Annotated in this window: 15 protein-coding genes; 11 read left to right on the plus strand and 4 right to left on the minus strand. The window is 41.5% G+C overall.

Going from position 1 to position 14982, the window contains the following annotated elements; translation table 11 throughout:
- Positions 1–11: 11 nt before the first annotated feature.
- From GZ22_RS16055 to GZ22_RS16065, 3 genes are read right to left on the minus strand one after another with little or no spacing between them, the layout of a single operon-like run.
- Positions 12–563 carry a hypothetical protein gene (locus GZ22_RS16055; RefSeq protein ID WP_245609685.1) on the minus strand — a complete coding sequence of 184 codons (552 nt, stop codon included), beginning with the start codon at positions 561–563 and terminating at the stop codon, positions 12–14.
- Positions 564–576: 13 nt separating this feature from the next.
- Positions 577–1437, minus strand: coding sequence for an SAR2788 family putative toxin (locus GZ22_RS16060; protein WP_038564667.1), 861 nt, complete (start codon positions 1435–1437; stop codon positions 577–579).
- 38 nt (positions 1438–1475) lie between these two features.
- Entirely contained in the window at positions 1476–2318 is an 843-nt protein-coding gene (locus GZ22_RS16065; protein WP_051748386.1) for a S8 family peptidase, read from the minus strand.
- Between the two features lie 818 nt (positions 2319–3136).
- Here GZ22_RS16065 and GZ22_RS16070 point away from each other — a divergent pair.
- From GZ22_RS16070 to GZ22_RS16120, 11 genes are all read left to right on the plus strand, one after another.
- The gene (locus GZ22_RS16070; protein WP_051748388.1) at positions 3137–3841 is read left to right on the plus strand and encodes a GntR family transcriptional regulator; all 705 of its coding nucleotides are present in this window, start codon (positions 3137–3139) and stop codon (positions 3839–3841) included.
- A gap of 56 nt (positions 3842–3897) precedes the next feature.
- Entirely contained in the window at positions 3898–4956 is a 1059-nt protein-coding gene (locus tag GZ22_RS16075; RefSeq protein ID WP_038564670.1) for a Gfo/Idh/MocA family protein, read from the plus strand.
- A gap of 80 nt (positions 4957–5036) precedes the next feature.
- Positions 5037–5867: a sugar phosphate isomerase/epimerase family protein gene (locus tag GZ22_RS16080; protein WP_038566304.1), complete on the plus strand. Its 831-nt coding sequence runs from the start codon at positions 5037–5039 to the stop codon at positions 5865–5867.
- A gap of 26 nt (positions 5868–5893) precedes the next feature.
- The gene (locus tag GZ22_RS16085) at positions 5894–6721 is read left to right on the plus strand and encodes a citryl-CoA lyase (protein ID WP_038564673.1); all 828 of its coding nucleotides are present in this window, start codon (positions 5894–5896) and stop codon (positions 6719–6721) included.
- A 6-nt stretch (positions 6722–6727) separates the two neighbouring features.
- Positions 6728–8155 carry an aldehyde dehydrogenase family protein gene (locus tag GZ22_RS16090; protein ID WP_038564674.1) on the plus strand — a complete coding sequence of 476 codons (1428 nt, stop codon included), beginning with the start codon at positions 6728–6730 and terminating at the stop codon, positions 8153–8155.
- A 31-nt stretch (positions 8156–8186) separates the two neighbouring features.
- Positions 8187–9950, plus strand: a complete 1764-nt coding sequence (locus GZ22_RS16095; RefSeq protein ID WP_038564675.1) for a thiamine pyrophosphate-binding protein — start codon at positions 8187–8189, stop codon at positions 9948–9950.
- Between the two features lie 18 nt (positions 9951–9968).
- Positions 9969–11162, plus strand: a complete 1194-nt coding sequence (locus GZ22_RS16100; RefSeq protein WP_038564676.1) for a CaiB/BaiF CoA transferase family protein — start codon at positions 9969–9971, stop codon at positions 11160–11162.
- 231 nt (positions 11163–11393) lie between these two features.
- Positions 11394–12599, plus strand: a complete 1206-nt coding sequence (locus GZ22_RS16105) for an MFS transporter (protein WP_038564678.1) — start codon at positions 11394–11396, stop codon at positions 12597–12599.
- 121 nt (positions 12600–12720) lie between these two features.
- Positions 12721–13557: a manganese catalase gene (locus tag GZ22_RS16110; protein ID WP_038564680.1), complete on the plus strand. Its 837-nt coding sequence runs from the start codon at positions 12721–12723 to the stop codon at positions 13555–13557.
- 109 nt (positions 13558–13666) lie between these two features.
- A complete protein-coding gene (locus GZ22_RS16115) occupies positions 13667–13951 on the plus strand; it encodes a holin (RefSeq protein ID WP_318250061.1) in 285 nt (94 codons plus the stop codon).
- A gap of 59 nt (positions 13952–14010) precedes the next feature.
- The gene (locus GZ22_RS16120) at positions 14011–14337 is read left to right on the plus strand and encodes a hypothetical protein (protein WP_038564682.1); all 327 of its coding nucleotides are present in this window, start codon (positions 14011–14013) and stop codon (positions 14335–14337) included.
- Between the two features lie 29 nt (positions 14338–14366).
- Here the strand turns inward: GZ22_RS16120 and GZ22_RS16125 are convergent, their stop codons facing one another.
- The gene (locus GZ22_RS16125; protein WP_038564684.1) at positions 14367–14921 is read right to left on the minus strand and encodes a GNAT family N-acetyltransferase; all 555 of its coding nucleotides are present in this window, start codon (positions 14919–14921) and stop codon (positions 14367–14369) included.
- Between the last annotated feature and the right edge of the window lie 61 nt (positions 14922–14982).

Raw genomic sequence — 14982 nt, forward strand, 5'->3', positions numbered from 1 at the left:
GCCTTTAATCATTAGATAAAACCAAATTCATATAGGTTTTCAAGGTAGAATGTAAAATCCTCATCATCTAAATCTTCCTTAATATCTGATGCTCCTTTAGATAATAATGCTCCTACAATAAGGGCATTTAAGTACTTATTAATGTAGAGCGCTTGTTCCCTTACCTCGAATTCAGTAACAATCTCTCCATCACTTTCTAAAACAATATCTATTCTGCGACCTTCCTGCTCATCCAATAAAATATGATTGTAAGTTTCTTCTTTATTCTTTTTGATTCGTTTAAAATTTAATGGGTTTTCTCTATTGTCTATTATCTCTTCTCTGTGTGCTTCTATTTCACTATCATTGAAAATGTTGGCAAGGACCTTGCTATCTGTTATAGAAAGAGCCATGTAAATACGATCGTAATCAAGAGTATCGCCAGTAGGAAGATCTAATAATTCTTTATAGTTGAAAACTTCTGCTTTAAATTTCTTTTTTAAAATCTCGACTATATGTTCACGAGGGAAAAATAACTGATCTTTTTTGTGGACATATTTATTCATTAAAGATTCTAAGTTCAATATAGTTTCTCCTTTATTTTACAGGGCTACCGTAAAAAGAGTGTTTGTCTGTAGGTTTCTTCTTGTAGGCATGCCAGTGCCAATAGTGACCTTTTCTATTTTTACCGTATCTTTGATCAACTTCATGATATGGTTTTCCACTTCTATTAGCTGCAGCTGCAACTTCTTTTGCTTGATTTTTGGATACAGAATATACATCATGTTTACTCTTAAACCATGAAACGGCTTTGCTACGTGACATTCCGGCACCTATATATACAGACCCGCCTTTTACAGTAGCTTTAAAATGATTATACTTTTTACTTTTTTTAGCCTTATTTGCTACTACATATGCAGCTCCGCTAACAATGATCATAGCTCCTGTGGCGTAAAGAGCAGTCAATGCAGCTTCAGTCATAACTATGCCAACTGGAATTAAAAATACAAATGAAGCTTGTCCTTCAGTTGAATCTAGATCATAAGTTTCGCCTGTTTCTACATCGGTAAAATCACCTTCAACAACATCACTTGATAATTCAGTAAGCTCGACATTGTATTCTTTTTCAACGTTACCTTCAGTGATAAAAACGCTGAAATTGTCTGCTCCAGGTTCTATTTCAAATCGTGCCTGTACTGATCCTATTTCTTCATCAGTAGTTTCAGTTTCAATTGTAACTATATCATCCTCATTGGAAAAGTCCACTTCATTAACGCTAATATTTTGATCTGCTAATTCTTCATTAAGTGCATCTTCTAATTTTGTCTCATCAATAGGTGCATTAATATTGTCTGTTTCGTCACTAGCCTCAGCTTTAATTTGTGAGATTGGTAAAACACTGAAAATAAGAATAGCAGCTAATAGGACGCTTACAAACTTAGTAAATTTTGAATACATTTAATCACTCTTTCTATTTTATTTAAAAAGATATTCCTTTATTTTTTTTCTGGCACTCCTTCTCCATAGATTTCTTTTTTACCTAAATTAGTAGACATACTTTGTAATACTTTATGTACAGTCGTATACCTATCTTTATTTTTAGGAATATCTTTTTTATCTAATATCTCTAGTACCTTTTTAGTTATATATGGGGCAGCGAAAGAGGAGCCGTTATATTGGGCTTCTTCTCCTTGAGAACTAATTGAAGTTATGTTTGATCCAGGAGCTACAAAATCAATTTTGCCCTTAGCATTAAACCTGAGTGGTTTATTATTAGTATCTATAGAACTCACAGAAATTACATTGCTGTATTTTGCTGGATAGTCTGCATTTAAGCCAAATGTATTTCCGCTCGATGCAACAATTACTACTCCTTGTTCTACTAGTTCATTAATAGCCGCCATAATATCTGAAGAATCGTTTCTAAAACCGAAACTAATATTAATTATGTCAATGTCGTCGCGCATTTTTATATGTTGCAGTGCATTAATAAAAGCTTGCTTATCGACTTTGCCGGCGCTATCAATCACTTTATAGGAATGTAAATAAACATCCTTATTGAGCGCATCTTTATTGGCAACGATTATAGCGCTAATGGGTGTTCCATGATCTATATCATCGTTAGTTTCCTCAATGAAACTTTTCGTTTCAACAATAGTTTCTTCCAAACTACTGTTAATAGAGTTTATGCCGCTATCTATTACAGCAATATGTGTACTATTAGATAGTTCTGACTCTTGATTACTACTATTCTCTTTATCGTTATTCTTAGTACTACATCCAGAAATGATTAAAGTGGACATTACTAATAATATGTAAATAAGGAATTTATTTTTCATAAATGTAATTGTCTCCCATCTATCTCTATTAAATCATAAGACCTGGGTAATTTGAATTAATATAGAAAAAAATATTATAAATAAGTAAAATTTCCCATTTTGTATTGACTGAGATAACGTAAGTATTAATCTATAATCCAGTAGAAAGTAAACAATTCCGGAGAATATGGGTACCTTTTTTTGTGCGTAAAATTATAAACTTTTCTCAGAGGCAAACAGTCCTCTGGGAGAAGCGCCTTTCCCTTATCAAGACGTACTCGCCTGATTTTGCATGACTATGAAGGTGCCTGGTTAACGAGGGTAGCATCTGGAGTTGGGAGCGCGCGGCCAGCTTGACTGGTCACTGATTATTCGGTTAGTTGCGATCAAATCAGTCGGGGATTGAATTGTTGATTCTTCATTTTCTTTGAATCATGAATTGACTTCTCAATCTCAGCCTTTCCTCTCGATGAATTGGAAGGCTAACATACTGAGCCAACATACGGAGAAAGCTATGTAAGTTACTGATGTAAGACGTGCGTTAATACAAGGAAAAGCATAGTGGTGATACCTCTTATTATCTGCTCATAATTAAAAATTGGTTTCGTTACCACGTCTGCCGGGGGTTCGAATCCCTCCGAGCGCGCTACTATACATGAAACAGCAAGAGGTTGGCTATATGCCACTCTTGCTGTTTTTTTGTATGTATAAATAAATGAATATAATAAGGAAATATATCTCACTCAGAAGCATACAGTGGAAGCATGAAGCGCAATTTCTTACTTGTATACTAGTATCATTTTCGATTAAACAATCCAGATGATAAAGAGTTGATGAGCATGAACAAATTTACTGTCCAGCGTAAAACATTAGCCTATGAAGTGTATAAACACTTATACCACAAGATTATCACGCTAGATTACAAGCCGGGGCAGATGATTTTTGAGAGCACAATTGCAGAAGAACTAGGCTTAAGCAGAACACCTGTCAGGGAAGCCATTCACTTACTTGCTTCAGAGGAGTTCCTGCAGATTATTCCTCAAAAAGGGATCAGGGTGAAATATATTTCAAAGAAAAAGGTGCAGGAAGCGTTTCAGGTTAGAAAAAGTCTGGAAGCAGTTGCGTTTCGGGAAGTTGCGGTCGTGTGGGATGAATCTGATTTACAAGTGAGTAAATACAGTGCTGAATTGATGCATATTTTGGATCAGCAGCGAGCTGCTGCACAAAAGCAGGAGGTTATTTCTTTTTACGAGTATGATGAGAAGTTTCACGACAAGATCCTTGAAATATGCGGCAACCAGACCTTAGCGGCTATCGTTCGTCAGGTAAGGGGACATGTGAACAGGGTCAGTTATTTGGATTTTTTTGAGTCACGGGAAATGGGCAGGGTCATTCTTGACCACAAAGAATTGATTACGCTGATACAAAAAAATGATGCAATTGGAGTTGTAAGACGACTAAATCAGCATCTGGACACAGCCGCCGATCACTATGGAAACATCATTAAGAAGTATGCTGATTACTTTGAATCGCAATCTCAGTAAAAGAGTCGGAATCAACCATAACTTGTATACTAGTATGTTAAAAGGAGAATAGCTGGATGAGAATTGCAGTGCTGGGGTTGAATCATGGATACACATTTGCACAGCAGGCGAAAAATATGGCGGATCTCACATTGGTGGCGGTAGCGGGTAATAATGCGAGTGCAATGGAGCGGGCAAATGAGCTGGCTGTACCTTTATTCGAAGATTATAAGGAGCTCATTGATACGTGCCCCTTGGACGGCGTGATTATTACATTGCCAAATCACTTACACAAAGAAGCAGTTACGTACTGCGCTGATAAAGGACTGCATTGTCTGGTGGAAAAGCCAATCGCCGATACAACGGAAGCGGCTCATGAAATGATCGCATATTGCCACGATAAGCAAGTAAAGCTTATGGTTGGTCATCATAGACGCTTTTCTGCAAAAATCAATCACTTGAAGTACTTGCTAGAAAGTGGTGTCATCGGAGATCTGGTTGGCGTAAATATGATGTGGGTCCTTGCCAAGGATAAAGACTATTACAAGGAAGCCTGGCGTGTTAAAGCAGGAGGCGGACCACTATTAATCAATGGCATTCATGATTTAGATAATCTGCTTTATGCGACTAACTTAAATATTGAAAGCGTTTACGCTACTAGTCGTAATAAAATACGCGGGTTGGAAATAGAGGATTCAGTAACAGCTATCTTAGAAGCTGACGACGGGACAGTCATTCAATACTTTCTGACAGACGGAGTACCTTCTCCGTGGTCTTATGAATTCAATGTAAAAGAGAACCCAATTTATAACTTTTATGATGAAGATTGCTATTACTTTTTCGGAACAAAAGGGAGCTTGGCTTTTCCGAGCTTTCGCTGTTATCAGTACAGTGAGGGTGAGTATGGATGGAAACATGCTTTGGTAGAACAGCATTTTCCACCCGCTGCTACTGTTGATCCGATAGCAGCAGAACTTCACCATTTTATGGAGGTACTGAAAGAAGGCGAAGAGCCGCGTGTCCCTGGAGAAGCAGGTTTAAGAACGTTAGAAATACTGGAGGCAATCAATCTATCTATTAGAGAAAAAAGGCGAGTGACACTTCGAGAAAGCAAAGGTAATCCTGAGAACAAATAGTTTCTATTCAGGAGAAGTAAAAGCAGGTGGGAAAATGGCGGGTTTTGCTCAGAAGAAAGAATACAGAAAGGTTGATCACTTTGAAGGATCAATTTTCTTTAGCGCATCTGACAGCATTAGCATGTCCTCCCCCAAAACTAACTTATATTGCAGCCAGGGCAGGCTTTGATTTTGTAAGCATCAGACCGATTTGTATGGGACTGAAAAATGAACCGAATTATAACTTGGCTAGCAACCGAAAAATGCTTAGACAAACAAAAACAGCACTTCGTGAAACTGGTATCCAAGTGTTAGATATAGAGCTAGCCAAAATAGTGGATGGTATGGATCCGAAACAGTATGAAACAGCTTTTGAAGTCGGAGCAGAGCTGGGAGCTCGACATGTGCTTTGCAGCGTTTGGACTGATGATTTAGTATTTGCAACCGAACGTTTTATCCAATTATGTGAATTAGCAAAACCCTATCAATTGACGGTAGAATTGGAATTTGTGCCTGTTGCCTCCGTGGCTACATTAGCGCAAGCTGTCAGCATGCTCACAGCTGCTGCTCAGGATAATGCAGGACTGATGATAGATAGCCACCACTTTCATCGTTCAAAGGAAAATGTAAACGATCTCAGAAAAATACCTTCCGATTGGTTTCACATGTTTCATTTATGTGATGCAAGCAAGGAAATTCCAGCATCTAGAGAACAAATGATCCAGATAATGAGAGAAGAACGCCTTTACATTGGAGAAGGTGGTATTCCTATTAAAGAAATTTTAAAAGAGATTCCGAAGATCCCATATTCTTTAGAGATACCTCACCTGCGGCGAACAAAGGAATTAGGGTTCGAAGAATATGCGAGAAGATGCTTAAACTCTGCTAAGGAATATATAAGTCTGAATCTGGATGACGTGAACATATACTAGTATACAAGATTTTGCGAGGTGAGAGAATGAGTGGACGAAGTGCATTGGAGCACTACAAAAATGGCGGTGCTTGGTGGGAAACAGAGATTAGCGACATAAAGAAAAACTCAATTATTCTTCGTGGAAAACGGATTGAGAATCTGATTGGAAACATATCTTACAGCCAAATGTTGTTTTTTCTGCTGGTCGGTAAAGAGTTAACTGAGCAGCAAGCTAAATTATTTGAAAGTGTGCTAGTAGCCGGTGCGGATCATGGTCCGCGCGCTCCTTCGATAGCGGCAGCAAGAATGGCGGCTACTTGCGGTGTTAGTTTTAATTCCGCTGTTGCTACAGGGATTAATATGCTTGGAGACATTCATGGAGGAGCAGTAGAAGGCGCAATGGAATTGTTATACAAAACGAATGCAGAACTGGCTTCAAATAAAAATGCTGTGGCGGATACCTTGCAGCGATTCCTAACTGAAGGAAAGAAGCTTCCTGGTTTTGGCCATCAGCTGCATGATCAAGATCCGCGAGTTAATAGGTTGTACGATTTGGCGCAGAAGGTGATTGATAGCGGAGAAATAACGGGAGAATATCTTGCGATTCTAGAGGATTACCGACAAACGATGTCAGTAGTTAAGAAACGCAAGTTTACGATTAATGTTGATGGTATTTCTGCAGCCATTCAATGTGAGCTCAGTATCCCGGCAGAAGCAGCAAAAGGGATTTTTTCTCTTTCGCGAGGAATGGGAATCGTTGCGCATGCCTACGAAGAATTAATGCAGGGCACATTGATCAAAGGTCCATGTCCTAATGAAGAAAAGCTCGTTAAATATACAGGAGATATACCAGAAGACTTGCAGAAGGAGTGATAAGCAATGCGAAAGGCCAGACCTTTTGTAAATGGTGTATGGATTGACGATGATCGTGAACCTATCCCAGTTGTGGGTCCATATAAAAATGAAAATGTTGGAGTTCAATTAACAGCGAATAAAGAAGAGGTTGACCTAGCGCTGGCAGCAGCGCATAGCGATAAAAAGCAAATTGCTTCTCTTTCACAGGCATTCCGGGCTAAGGTGCTGTATCAAGCTGCTGCTTTGCTGGAAGAGCGCAGAGAAGAATTTGCAGCTTTAATTGCAAAAGAAGTAGGCAAGGCGCTGAAAAATACACGGGATGAAGTGGCTCGATCGATAGAAACATTACAGCTGTCAGCAGAGGAAGTGAAACGGCTTTTTGGCGAGACAATTCCGGGAGGGGCATCAGAGCGGGGAGCATCTTCCATGGCGTTGACTTTCCGTGTTCCTGTAGGAGTCGTCGCAGCTATTACACCTTTTAATGCACCGCTCAATTTGATATGTCATAAAATCGGACCAAGTTTTGCTGCGGGTAACGTCACCATTTTAAAGCCAGCTCCGCAAGCACCTTTGATTGCAACTGCGCTTGTTGAATTGCTGTTGGAGGCTGGAATGCCGACGCAGGCAATCCACATGATTCTAGGCGGAAAAGAAATAGGCGAAAAGCTCGTCCAGGATGATCGAGTCAATCTCGTTTCGTTCACCGGAGGCGTTCCAGGAGGTCAGCAAATCAGCAAAACAGCAGGCATGAAAAAAGTGTTATTGGAGCTTGGCGGAAATGCGGGAACTATTGTCCATGAAGATGCCAATGTCGAGCGTGCTGCTGTCATTTGTGCGAAAACAGCTTTCAGCAATTCTGGACAAAGCTGTATTTCCGTCCAGCGTATTTATGTTCATGAACAGATCTTGGACAGATTTGTTGCGGAACTAAAACAACGCACGGCTGCACTTATTGTTGGAAATCCGGAAGAAGAGCGCACAGATGTCGGGTGTGTCGTAAATACACAAACAGCAGAGCGAATCCATGATTGGATTTGCGAAGCTTTAGCAGAAGGTGCAGAGCTTATCCATGGCGGAAATGCGAACGGAGCTTCTATAGAACCGGTAATTCTTCTGCGACCGAAAAAGCAAAGCAAAGTTGTGTGCCAGGAAGTATTCGGACCGGTAGTAAGTGTGCTGCCCTATCATGATTTAGACGATGCAATCAAAGAAGTGAATGAGTCGGAATTCGGCCTACAAGCCGGCATTTTTTCGAACTCGCTGGAAGTGATCCGTAAGGCAGCAAAAGAACTGGAGGTCGGCGGTGTTATTGTAAATGGTTCTTCTAACTTCCGTTTGGATCATTGGCCGTATGGCGGAATCAAAAATAGTGGTATCGGCAGAGAAGGTCCACGTTTTGCTGCGGAAGAAATGACGGAGATGAAAATGGTCGTGCTTCAGGATTTATTGTAAGCAAGAACAAGAGCTAGGAGGATACCTTATCATGAAAAAGTTGGTTTCGGAGCAGTTAGTCAAATATCTGGAATCTCGCGGTGTGAAACATATATTTGGACTGTGCGGACACACGAACATAGCGGTTTTAGCGGAATTAGAAAAAAGCTCAATCAAGTTCATTAACGTGCGTCATGAGCAAATTGCGTCTCATGCAGCAGATGGATATGCCCGGGTAACGAAGAAAGCTGCTGTTGTACTGAGTCACTTAGGACCTGGATTGACGAATGCCGCAACAGGAGTTGCTAATGCGGCTTTAGACTCTACTCCGATGGTTGTTATCGCAGGTGATGTGCCAAGTTATTATTATGGAAAGCACCCGCACCAGGAAGTGAATATGCATGCTGACGGCGCACAATATGAAATTTATCGTCCATTTGTGAAGCGAGCATGGCGTGTTGATCAGGCTGAGCTGTTTCCGGAAATACTTCAAAAAGCATTCCAGCTGGCGGAAAGCGGCCGCCCGGGTCCCGTTCTTATATCCGTGCCGATGGATATATTCTCGAAGAAGATAGAAGAAGACGGATTCAAGCTGATTCAGCATCATACGCAAGCGGTAGAAAAACCTTCATTAGATGAAGAAACAGCTGAACATATTGTAAAGAAATTAGCTGATGCGAAGCGTCCAGTGCTATATGCAGGCGGAGGTGTGGTACTAGCCGATGCGGCTGAGGAGCTGCGGGAATTTGTGGAGCATATGAACATACCGGTAGCCCATTCTTTGATGGGCAAAGGTGTCCTGCCTGATGACCATAAATTGACACTTGGCATGACAGGCTTCTGGGGCACAAGCTTTATTAATGAACAAACAAAAAATGCTGATTATATTTTCGGGGCAGGCACCCGCTTTTCTGAAGCAGATTCAAGCAGTTGGTATGATGATGTAACCTTTCATTTTCCAAAAACGAAATTGATTCATATTGATATAGATTCGAATGAAATCGGTCGTAACTATCCGGCAGAGATAGGGGCGGTTGCTGACCTGAAAAAAGCTTTCCATGCCCTAAATCGGGTAGCACGTCGGCTGTATCCGGATGGTATTGATCGTAACCATCAGCTAAAAGAAGAAATCGTATCCTATCGCAAATCATTAAGCGAGCGCATTTCAAAAAATGTACACAGCAATTCCTTCCCGATGAAGCCAGAACGTATATTAGCTGAGGTTCGTGATGTTCTTCCGCGGGATGCGTATCTTACAACTGATGTTGGCTGGAATAAAAACGGCGTGGGACAGCAATTTCCTATTTACACGCCAGGTTCCATTTTGACACCTGGCGGTTTTGCAACAATGGGCTTCGGCAGTTCAGCGGCTCTTGGAGCAAAGATTGCTGCCCCGGAAAAAGTGGTCGTTTCTCTGATAGGCGATGGCGGATTCGGACAAAATCCTTCTGTCCTTGCAACAGCGAAAGAAGAAAACATCCCGGTTGTCTGGGTTGTGATGAATAATAGTGCTTTTGGTACAATCGCTGGTCTGGAGATGGCGCATTATGACACAACATACGGAACGAGATTTCAAATTGACGGTAATAGCTACTCACCTGACTTCGCCGCTATTGCAAAAGCTTATGGCATAAAGGGAATAAAAATCGAAAATGCCGAGCAATTCAAAGGGGCATTAAAAGAAGCAATTGCAGCAAACGAACCTGTTGTTATCGATGTAGCAATGAAAAATGAGCCAGTTCCCACAGATGGGAAATGGAATATCAATGATATTTATTCACCTGACAATGATAAATCACATGTGAGCATTCCTTGAGAAAGGAGGGGGGATAACATGCCAACACCTTTAGAAGGTGTAAAAGTACTGGATGTTTCCACAATGATCGCGGCGCCGTTCGGAACGGCATTGCTGGGGGATTTTGGTGCGGAAGTTACCAAGGTCGAGATACCTGGACGAGGAGATACATCAAGAAGTGTTGGACCATTTAAAGGAGATGAACCGCTGCGCTGGCCGGGCTTGTCACGTAACAAAAAGTCATTAACACTTGATTTGCATAAAGCAGCGGGTGTGGAAATTATGAAGAAGCTGGCAGCAACACATGATATTCTGGTGGAGAATTTTCGCCCTGGGACACTGGAAAAATGGGGTGTCGGCTATGATGTGTTGAAAGAGATCAATCCAGATTTAATCATGATCCGCGTTTCAGGTTATGGCCAGACAGGACCATACCGGGAAAAGGCTGGATTTGGCACGCCAGCGACAGCCTTCAGCGGTTATACGTACTTGCAAGGGTTCACAGATCGTCATCCGGTAAGTCCGCCATTTTCACTGACAGATTATATTTGCGGAATTTATGTGGCCTTTGCGGCAGTGACTGCTCTTTATCACCGAGATACAAAGGAATCGGGATCGGGGCAGATGATAGATGTTGCGCTTTATGAATCGGTTTTTCGAATGATGGAATTTCTTGTAGCCGAATATGATCAGCTTGGTAAAATACGTGAGCGATCACCAGGTTTAGCCGGCCATTCCTCTCCGTCCGGAACCTTTAGGACGAAAGATGAACACTGGGTTGTACTTGTTACGAGCACTGATACAACCTTCAATCGGCTTGCGGCTGCAATGAATCGCAAGGATTTGTTGACGGATCCACGTTATCATACTAATGCAAACCGGTTGGAAAACAATGATAGCATCAACAAAATTGTCGCTGATTGGATTAGCGAGCATCCGCGTGAAGTGTTATTGAATAAGCTAGATGAACACGGGGTTCCGATCAGCCCAGTGCTGAGTATCGCTGATATTTTTGAAAATGAACATTATAAAGCTCGCGAAAATATTGTCGAAGTAAAGCATCCGAGACTGGGAGAAATCAAAGTACCAGGGATTATACCTAAATTCGGAAAGACACCAGGCAGCATCCGGTCAATTGCGCCGGATCTAGGGGAGAATAATGAAGAGATATTAAAAGACTTAGGTTATTCTCAAGAAGAAATAGAGGCACTGAAACAAAACGAAGTTATATAAAGTAAAGAAGTATAACGTAACGTAAAAAGCAAGGTTCTGGCAGTTTGCCAGCCTTGCTTTTTACCTTTTCAGAAAATCAGGTTTTAGCAGCTTTACAAAGTAAAGTAAACAATTATAATGAGGATAGATTAATTAACTTAACTTAACTTTTTAATGAATGTTTTTGTGCAGATAAGCATTATTGGTTAAGAAAGCTTCTAGCATAGTTCTGCAGCAAAAGGAGAAATGATTTTGAAGAAGCCAATAAAAGAACAAAAATCCGTATTAATAATCTTGTTAAGCAATTTGTTTATCGCATTTTTAGGGATGGGGCTTATCATTCCCGTGATGCCGTCATTCATGGATATTATGCATTTGTCAGGCAAGACGATGGGGTATCTTGTTGCAGCATTCGCAGGGGCACAATTGATCATGTCTCCATTTGCTGGCCGTTGGGTAGACCGTTATGGCAGAAAGAAACTCATTACAGCAGGTTTGTTTCTTTTTGCCGTTTCTGAGCTGATTTTCGGCTTGGCAACACATGTATCTTTACTATATTTATCAAGAATCCTGGGGGGAATTAGTGCTTCCTTCATTATGCCAGGTGTTACTGCATATGTAGCAGATATCACGACAAATAAGGACCGTCCGAAAGCGATGGGGTATTTGTCGGCAGCTATTAGTACAGGTTTTATCATCGGGCCGGGGCTTGGTGGTTACATCGCCGAATATGGTATTCGAATGCCTTTTTATGTTGCGGCAGTCATCGCATTTTTAGCTTGCTTATTATCTGTATTCATACTTAAAGAGCCATTGTCCAAGGAGCAGCTTGCTGAAATTGCAGACAGTAAAAAAGGAACTAGTTTCTTAGGTGACTTGAAAAAGTCATTGAATCCAATCTACTTCATTGCATTTTTCATTGTATTTGTTCTCGCATTCGGTTTGTCGGCATATGAAACTGTGTTCAGTCTGTTTTCTGATCACAAGTTTGGTTTTACACCAAAAGACATAGCGTTAATAATTACTGTTAGTTCCATCTTCGGTGTAATTGTGCAAGTGCTGCTGTTTGGAAAAATGGTTGATGTTATGGGTGAGAAGAAGCTGATACAGCTATGCCTGATAATCGGTGGTATTTTAGCAATTGTATCGACAGTGATTTCTAGCTTCCTATTAGTACTTGCAGTAACTTGCTTAATCTTCCTTGCGTTTGATTTACTGCGTCCGGCATTGACAACGTTCTTATCTAGAACTGCGGGTAAGGAGCAAGGTTTTGTAGCCGGAATGAATTCAACATATACAAGTTTAGGGAACATAATTGGTCCTGCACTAGGTGGCATATTATTCGATATAAACATTCACTATCCATATCTATTTTCGGCAGTGATTTTGTTTATTGGTCTTGCTATTACGTTCATATGGAAAAGTAACAACCAGCAGGAATCAATGTTGGAGGATTAAGACTCGCTTTTTCTTGATTTTGCTGCAATTTGTATAGTCCTCATGTGGGATTATGTGCATATTTTCGTTCTGGCGCTCATATAATTCTGCGTTGGATAAAAACGAAAGAGGTGGGCAGCGCATGTTTTTTCACATCAAAGAACTGCAATATCACGCTAAGCCATCTAAGCCGGATCCGGTCTTTGCTAGACAGCTGCAGGAAGCTTTAGGCGGACAATACGGTGAAATCAGTGTAATGATGCAATACCTATGGCAGGGATTCAACTCCCGAGCAGATCCGAAATACCGTGATTTGCTGTTTGATACAGGTACAGAGGAAATTGGTCATGTAGAGATGTTCGCGACGATGATTGCGCGGTTGCTTGATGATGCACCTTTTGAGGATCAAAAAGCCGCTTATGATAGTGATCCTGCCATTGCTGCGATCATGGGAGGAACGAATCCGCAACATGCGATTGTGTCGGGATTAGGTGCATTGCCAGCGGATGCAGCGGGTTATCCGTGGAATGCAAAATATATCATCTCAAGCGGCAACCTTCTGGCAGACTTCCGTGCGAATCTGAATGCGGAGTCACAGGGACGGCTTCAGGTAGTACGTTTGTATGGTATGACAGATGATCCTGGTGTCCGTGATATGCTTTCCTTCCTTATTGCACGTGATACAATGCATCAAAATCAATGGTATGCAGCAGTACGGGAACTGGAAGAACGAGAAAACGATATTGTGGTTCCGACTACTTTTCCTCGCAGGCTGGAGAAAGAAGAAGTTGCGTACACGCTATTTAATTTCTCCAGAGGCAGTGAAAGCTCAAAAGGCCGCTGGGCAAGCGGGCCAAGTATGGACGGAAGAGGGCAGTTTAATTATGTAGCAGAGCCACAACCGTTTGCCGGAGCACCGAAACTAAAACCAGCTCCGTTTCTCTATCATGATACGATGCCTCCAAAATCGATGATGTAATAAGGTAAACGTACAGGCGAAGCTTGTACGTCTTTTTTTATTAGGTTAGTATCAAATGCACGTTTCTTCTTGTCCGCATAGTATGCAGTATAAGAGGGAGGTGTGATTTATGGAACCAATTCAAAATGAAACAATGTATCAAGTGCTTGTGTTTGCAACCATCCTCGCTCCGATTGTAACTGCAATGATGGAATTGCTGAAGCGGAGCTTTCCTCGAGCGAAACCCTATCATGCGCTGTTTAGCCTCTTTGTCGGTGCATTGCTGGGTGCAGCAGCATATCCATTTACAGACTTTGAACTTACAGCAAGGCTCTGGGCAGGCGGTATAGCCGGGCTGGCAAGTGCGGGTCTGTACAATACGTTCTCCTCAAGAAAACATCCGCCGGATAAATAGTTTAAACACGGTCCAAATAGGCTAAGGGATAGTACAAGTTGATGATGGAGGTTTTATTCATGAAAAAACTATTCTTAGCCTTTCCTCTTTTGTTAGTATTCTTGACTGCCTGCGGATCGCAGTATGATCCTGAGATTGAACAGGTTATCGAATTAGAGAACGAGCATCTTGCTGATCTAGGAGATGATGTGGATTTGACTCGTGACACTTCAGATCTTTATGTATATGCTGATGGAGGATACGTGGAAATACGTTATGATAATGCTGCTGGTGAAGAACAGCAAGCAGTATATGAAGAAACAGGTACAGATACGTACGAGCGACACGATGGAATGCCAGAAGAAGCAGAGAACCTGACGAGGGAATATGAAGAAGAGAATAGATAAAGATTTCGGCGGGCTTCAGCAGAAGCCCGTCATTTTTGTGCTGTATGTATAAAAACAAGATGGTCTGTCCATTGCCCGTTTTCGAAAATAAAGCCTTTGCGAATACATTCAAAATGCATTCCAACACTTTTGGCGAGGGCAATTGACTGGGGATTATCCAAGTTTATATGTGCCTCAATTCGCTGATAGCGGAGCTGAGAAACAGCGACTTCAAGTGCCATATGGACTGCTGCTTTACCGTATCCTTTACCCCAGTATTGATTGTGGATTGTATAGCCAATTCTTCCCCATTGAAAGTCATCACGCGCTAATGTAGAAAAATCAATCATACCAAGATGAGCACCATCTGCTTCCCGGAATACACCAAAAACATATGCTTTATCTTCTGCGGCGAGCTGCTGATGCTTGTCTACTAAAGCAGAAAACCAGGAATCGGTACAATCTGTCATGTCGAGCAGCCCTGGATCATGGGTATGCTGGGACAGTTTACGTCTGCTGAATCCGCTGAACCATTTGGTGTAATCCTCTTCGCATAATGGCCGCACTATAATGCCATCTGCATGCGCTATATAATCAAAAGTCATCGCGCACCCCTCCTTTTCCTCTACTATATCACCAAATTCCATGTTTGCCCCTGAACAGTTT

Origin of the sequence: Terribacillus saccharophilus, from assembly GCF_000725365.1 — a bacterium.
GTDB classification, from domain to species: domain Bacteria; phylum Bacillota; class Bacilli; order Bacillales; family Amphibacillaceae; genus Terribacillus; species Terribacillus saccharophilus.

Excerpts from the sequence above, each read along its gene's own strand:
- GZ22_RS16065 (WP_051748386.1), bottom strand. The coding sequence starts at position 2,318 with ATGAAAAATAAATTCCTTATTTACATATTATTAGTAATGTCCACTTTA.
- GZ22_RS16070 (WP_051748388.1), top strand. The coding sequence starts at position 3,137 with ATGAACAAATTTACTGTCCAGCGTAAAACATTAGCCTATGAAGTGTAT.
- GZ22_RS16110 (WP_038564680.1), top strand. The coding sequence starts at position 12,721 with ATGTTTTTTCACATCAAAGAACTGCAATATCACGCTAAGCCATCTAAG.
- GZ22_RS16120 (WP_038564682.1), top strand. The coding sequence starts at position 14,011 with ATGAAAAAACTATTCTTAGCCTTTCCTCTTTTGTTAGTATTCTTGACT.
- GZ22_RS16125 (WP_038564684.1), bottom strand. The coding sequence starts at position 14,921 with ATGACTTTTGATTATATAGCGCATGCAGATGGCATTATAGTGCGGCCA.
- GZ22_RS16100 (WP_038564676.1), top strand. The coding sequence starts at position 9,969 with ATGCCAACACCTTTAGAAGGTGTAAAAGTACTGGATGTTTCCACAATG.
- GZ22_RS16085 (WP_038564673.1), top strand. The coding sequence starts at position 5,894 with ATGAGTGGACGAAGTGCATTGGAGCACTACAAAAATGGCGGTGCTTGG.
- GZ22_RS16060 (WP_038564667.1), bottom strand. The coding sequence starts at position 1,437 with ATGTATTCAAAATTTACTAAGTTTGTAAGCGTCCTATTAGCTGCTATT.
- GZ22_RS16115 (WP_318250061.1), top strand. The coding sequence starts at position 13,667 with ATGGAACCAATTCAAAATGAAACAATGTATCAAGTGCTTGTGTTTGCA.
- GZ22_RS16095 (WP_038564675.1), top strand. The coding sequence starts at position 8,187 with ATGAAAAAGTTGGTTTCGGAGCAGTTAGTCAAATATCTGGAATCTCGC.
- GZ22_RS16090 (WP_038564674.1), top strand. The coding sequence starts at position 6,728 with ATGCGAAAGGCCAGACCTTTTGTAAATGGTGTATGGATTGACGATGAT.
- GZ22_RS16075 (WP_038564670.1), top strand. The coding sequence starts at position 3,898 with ATGAGAATTGCAGTGCTGGGGTTGAATCATGGATACACATTTGCACAG.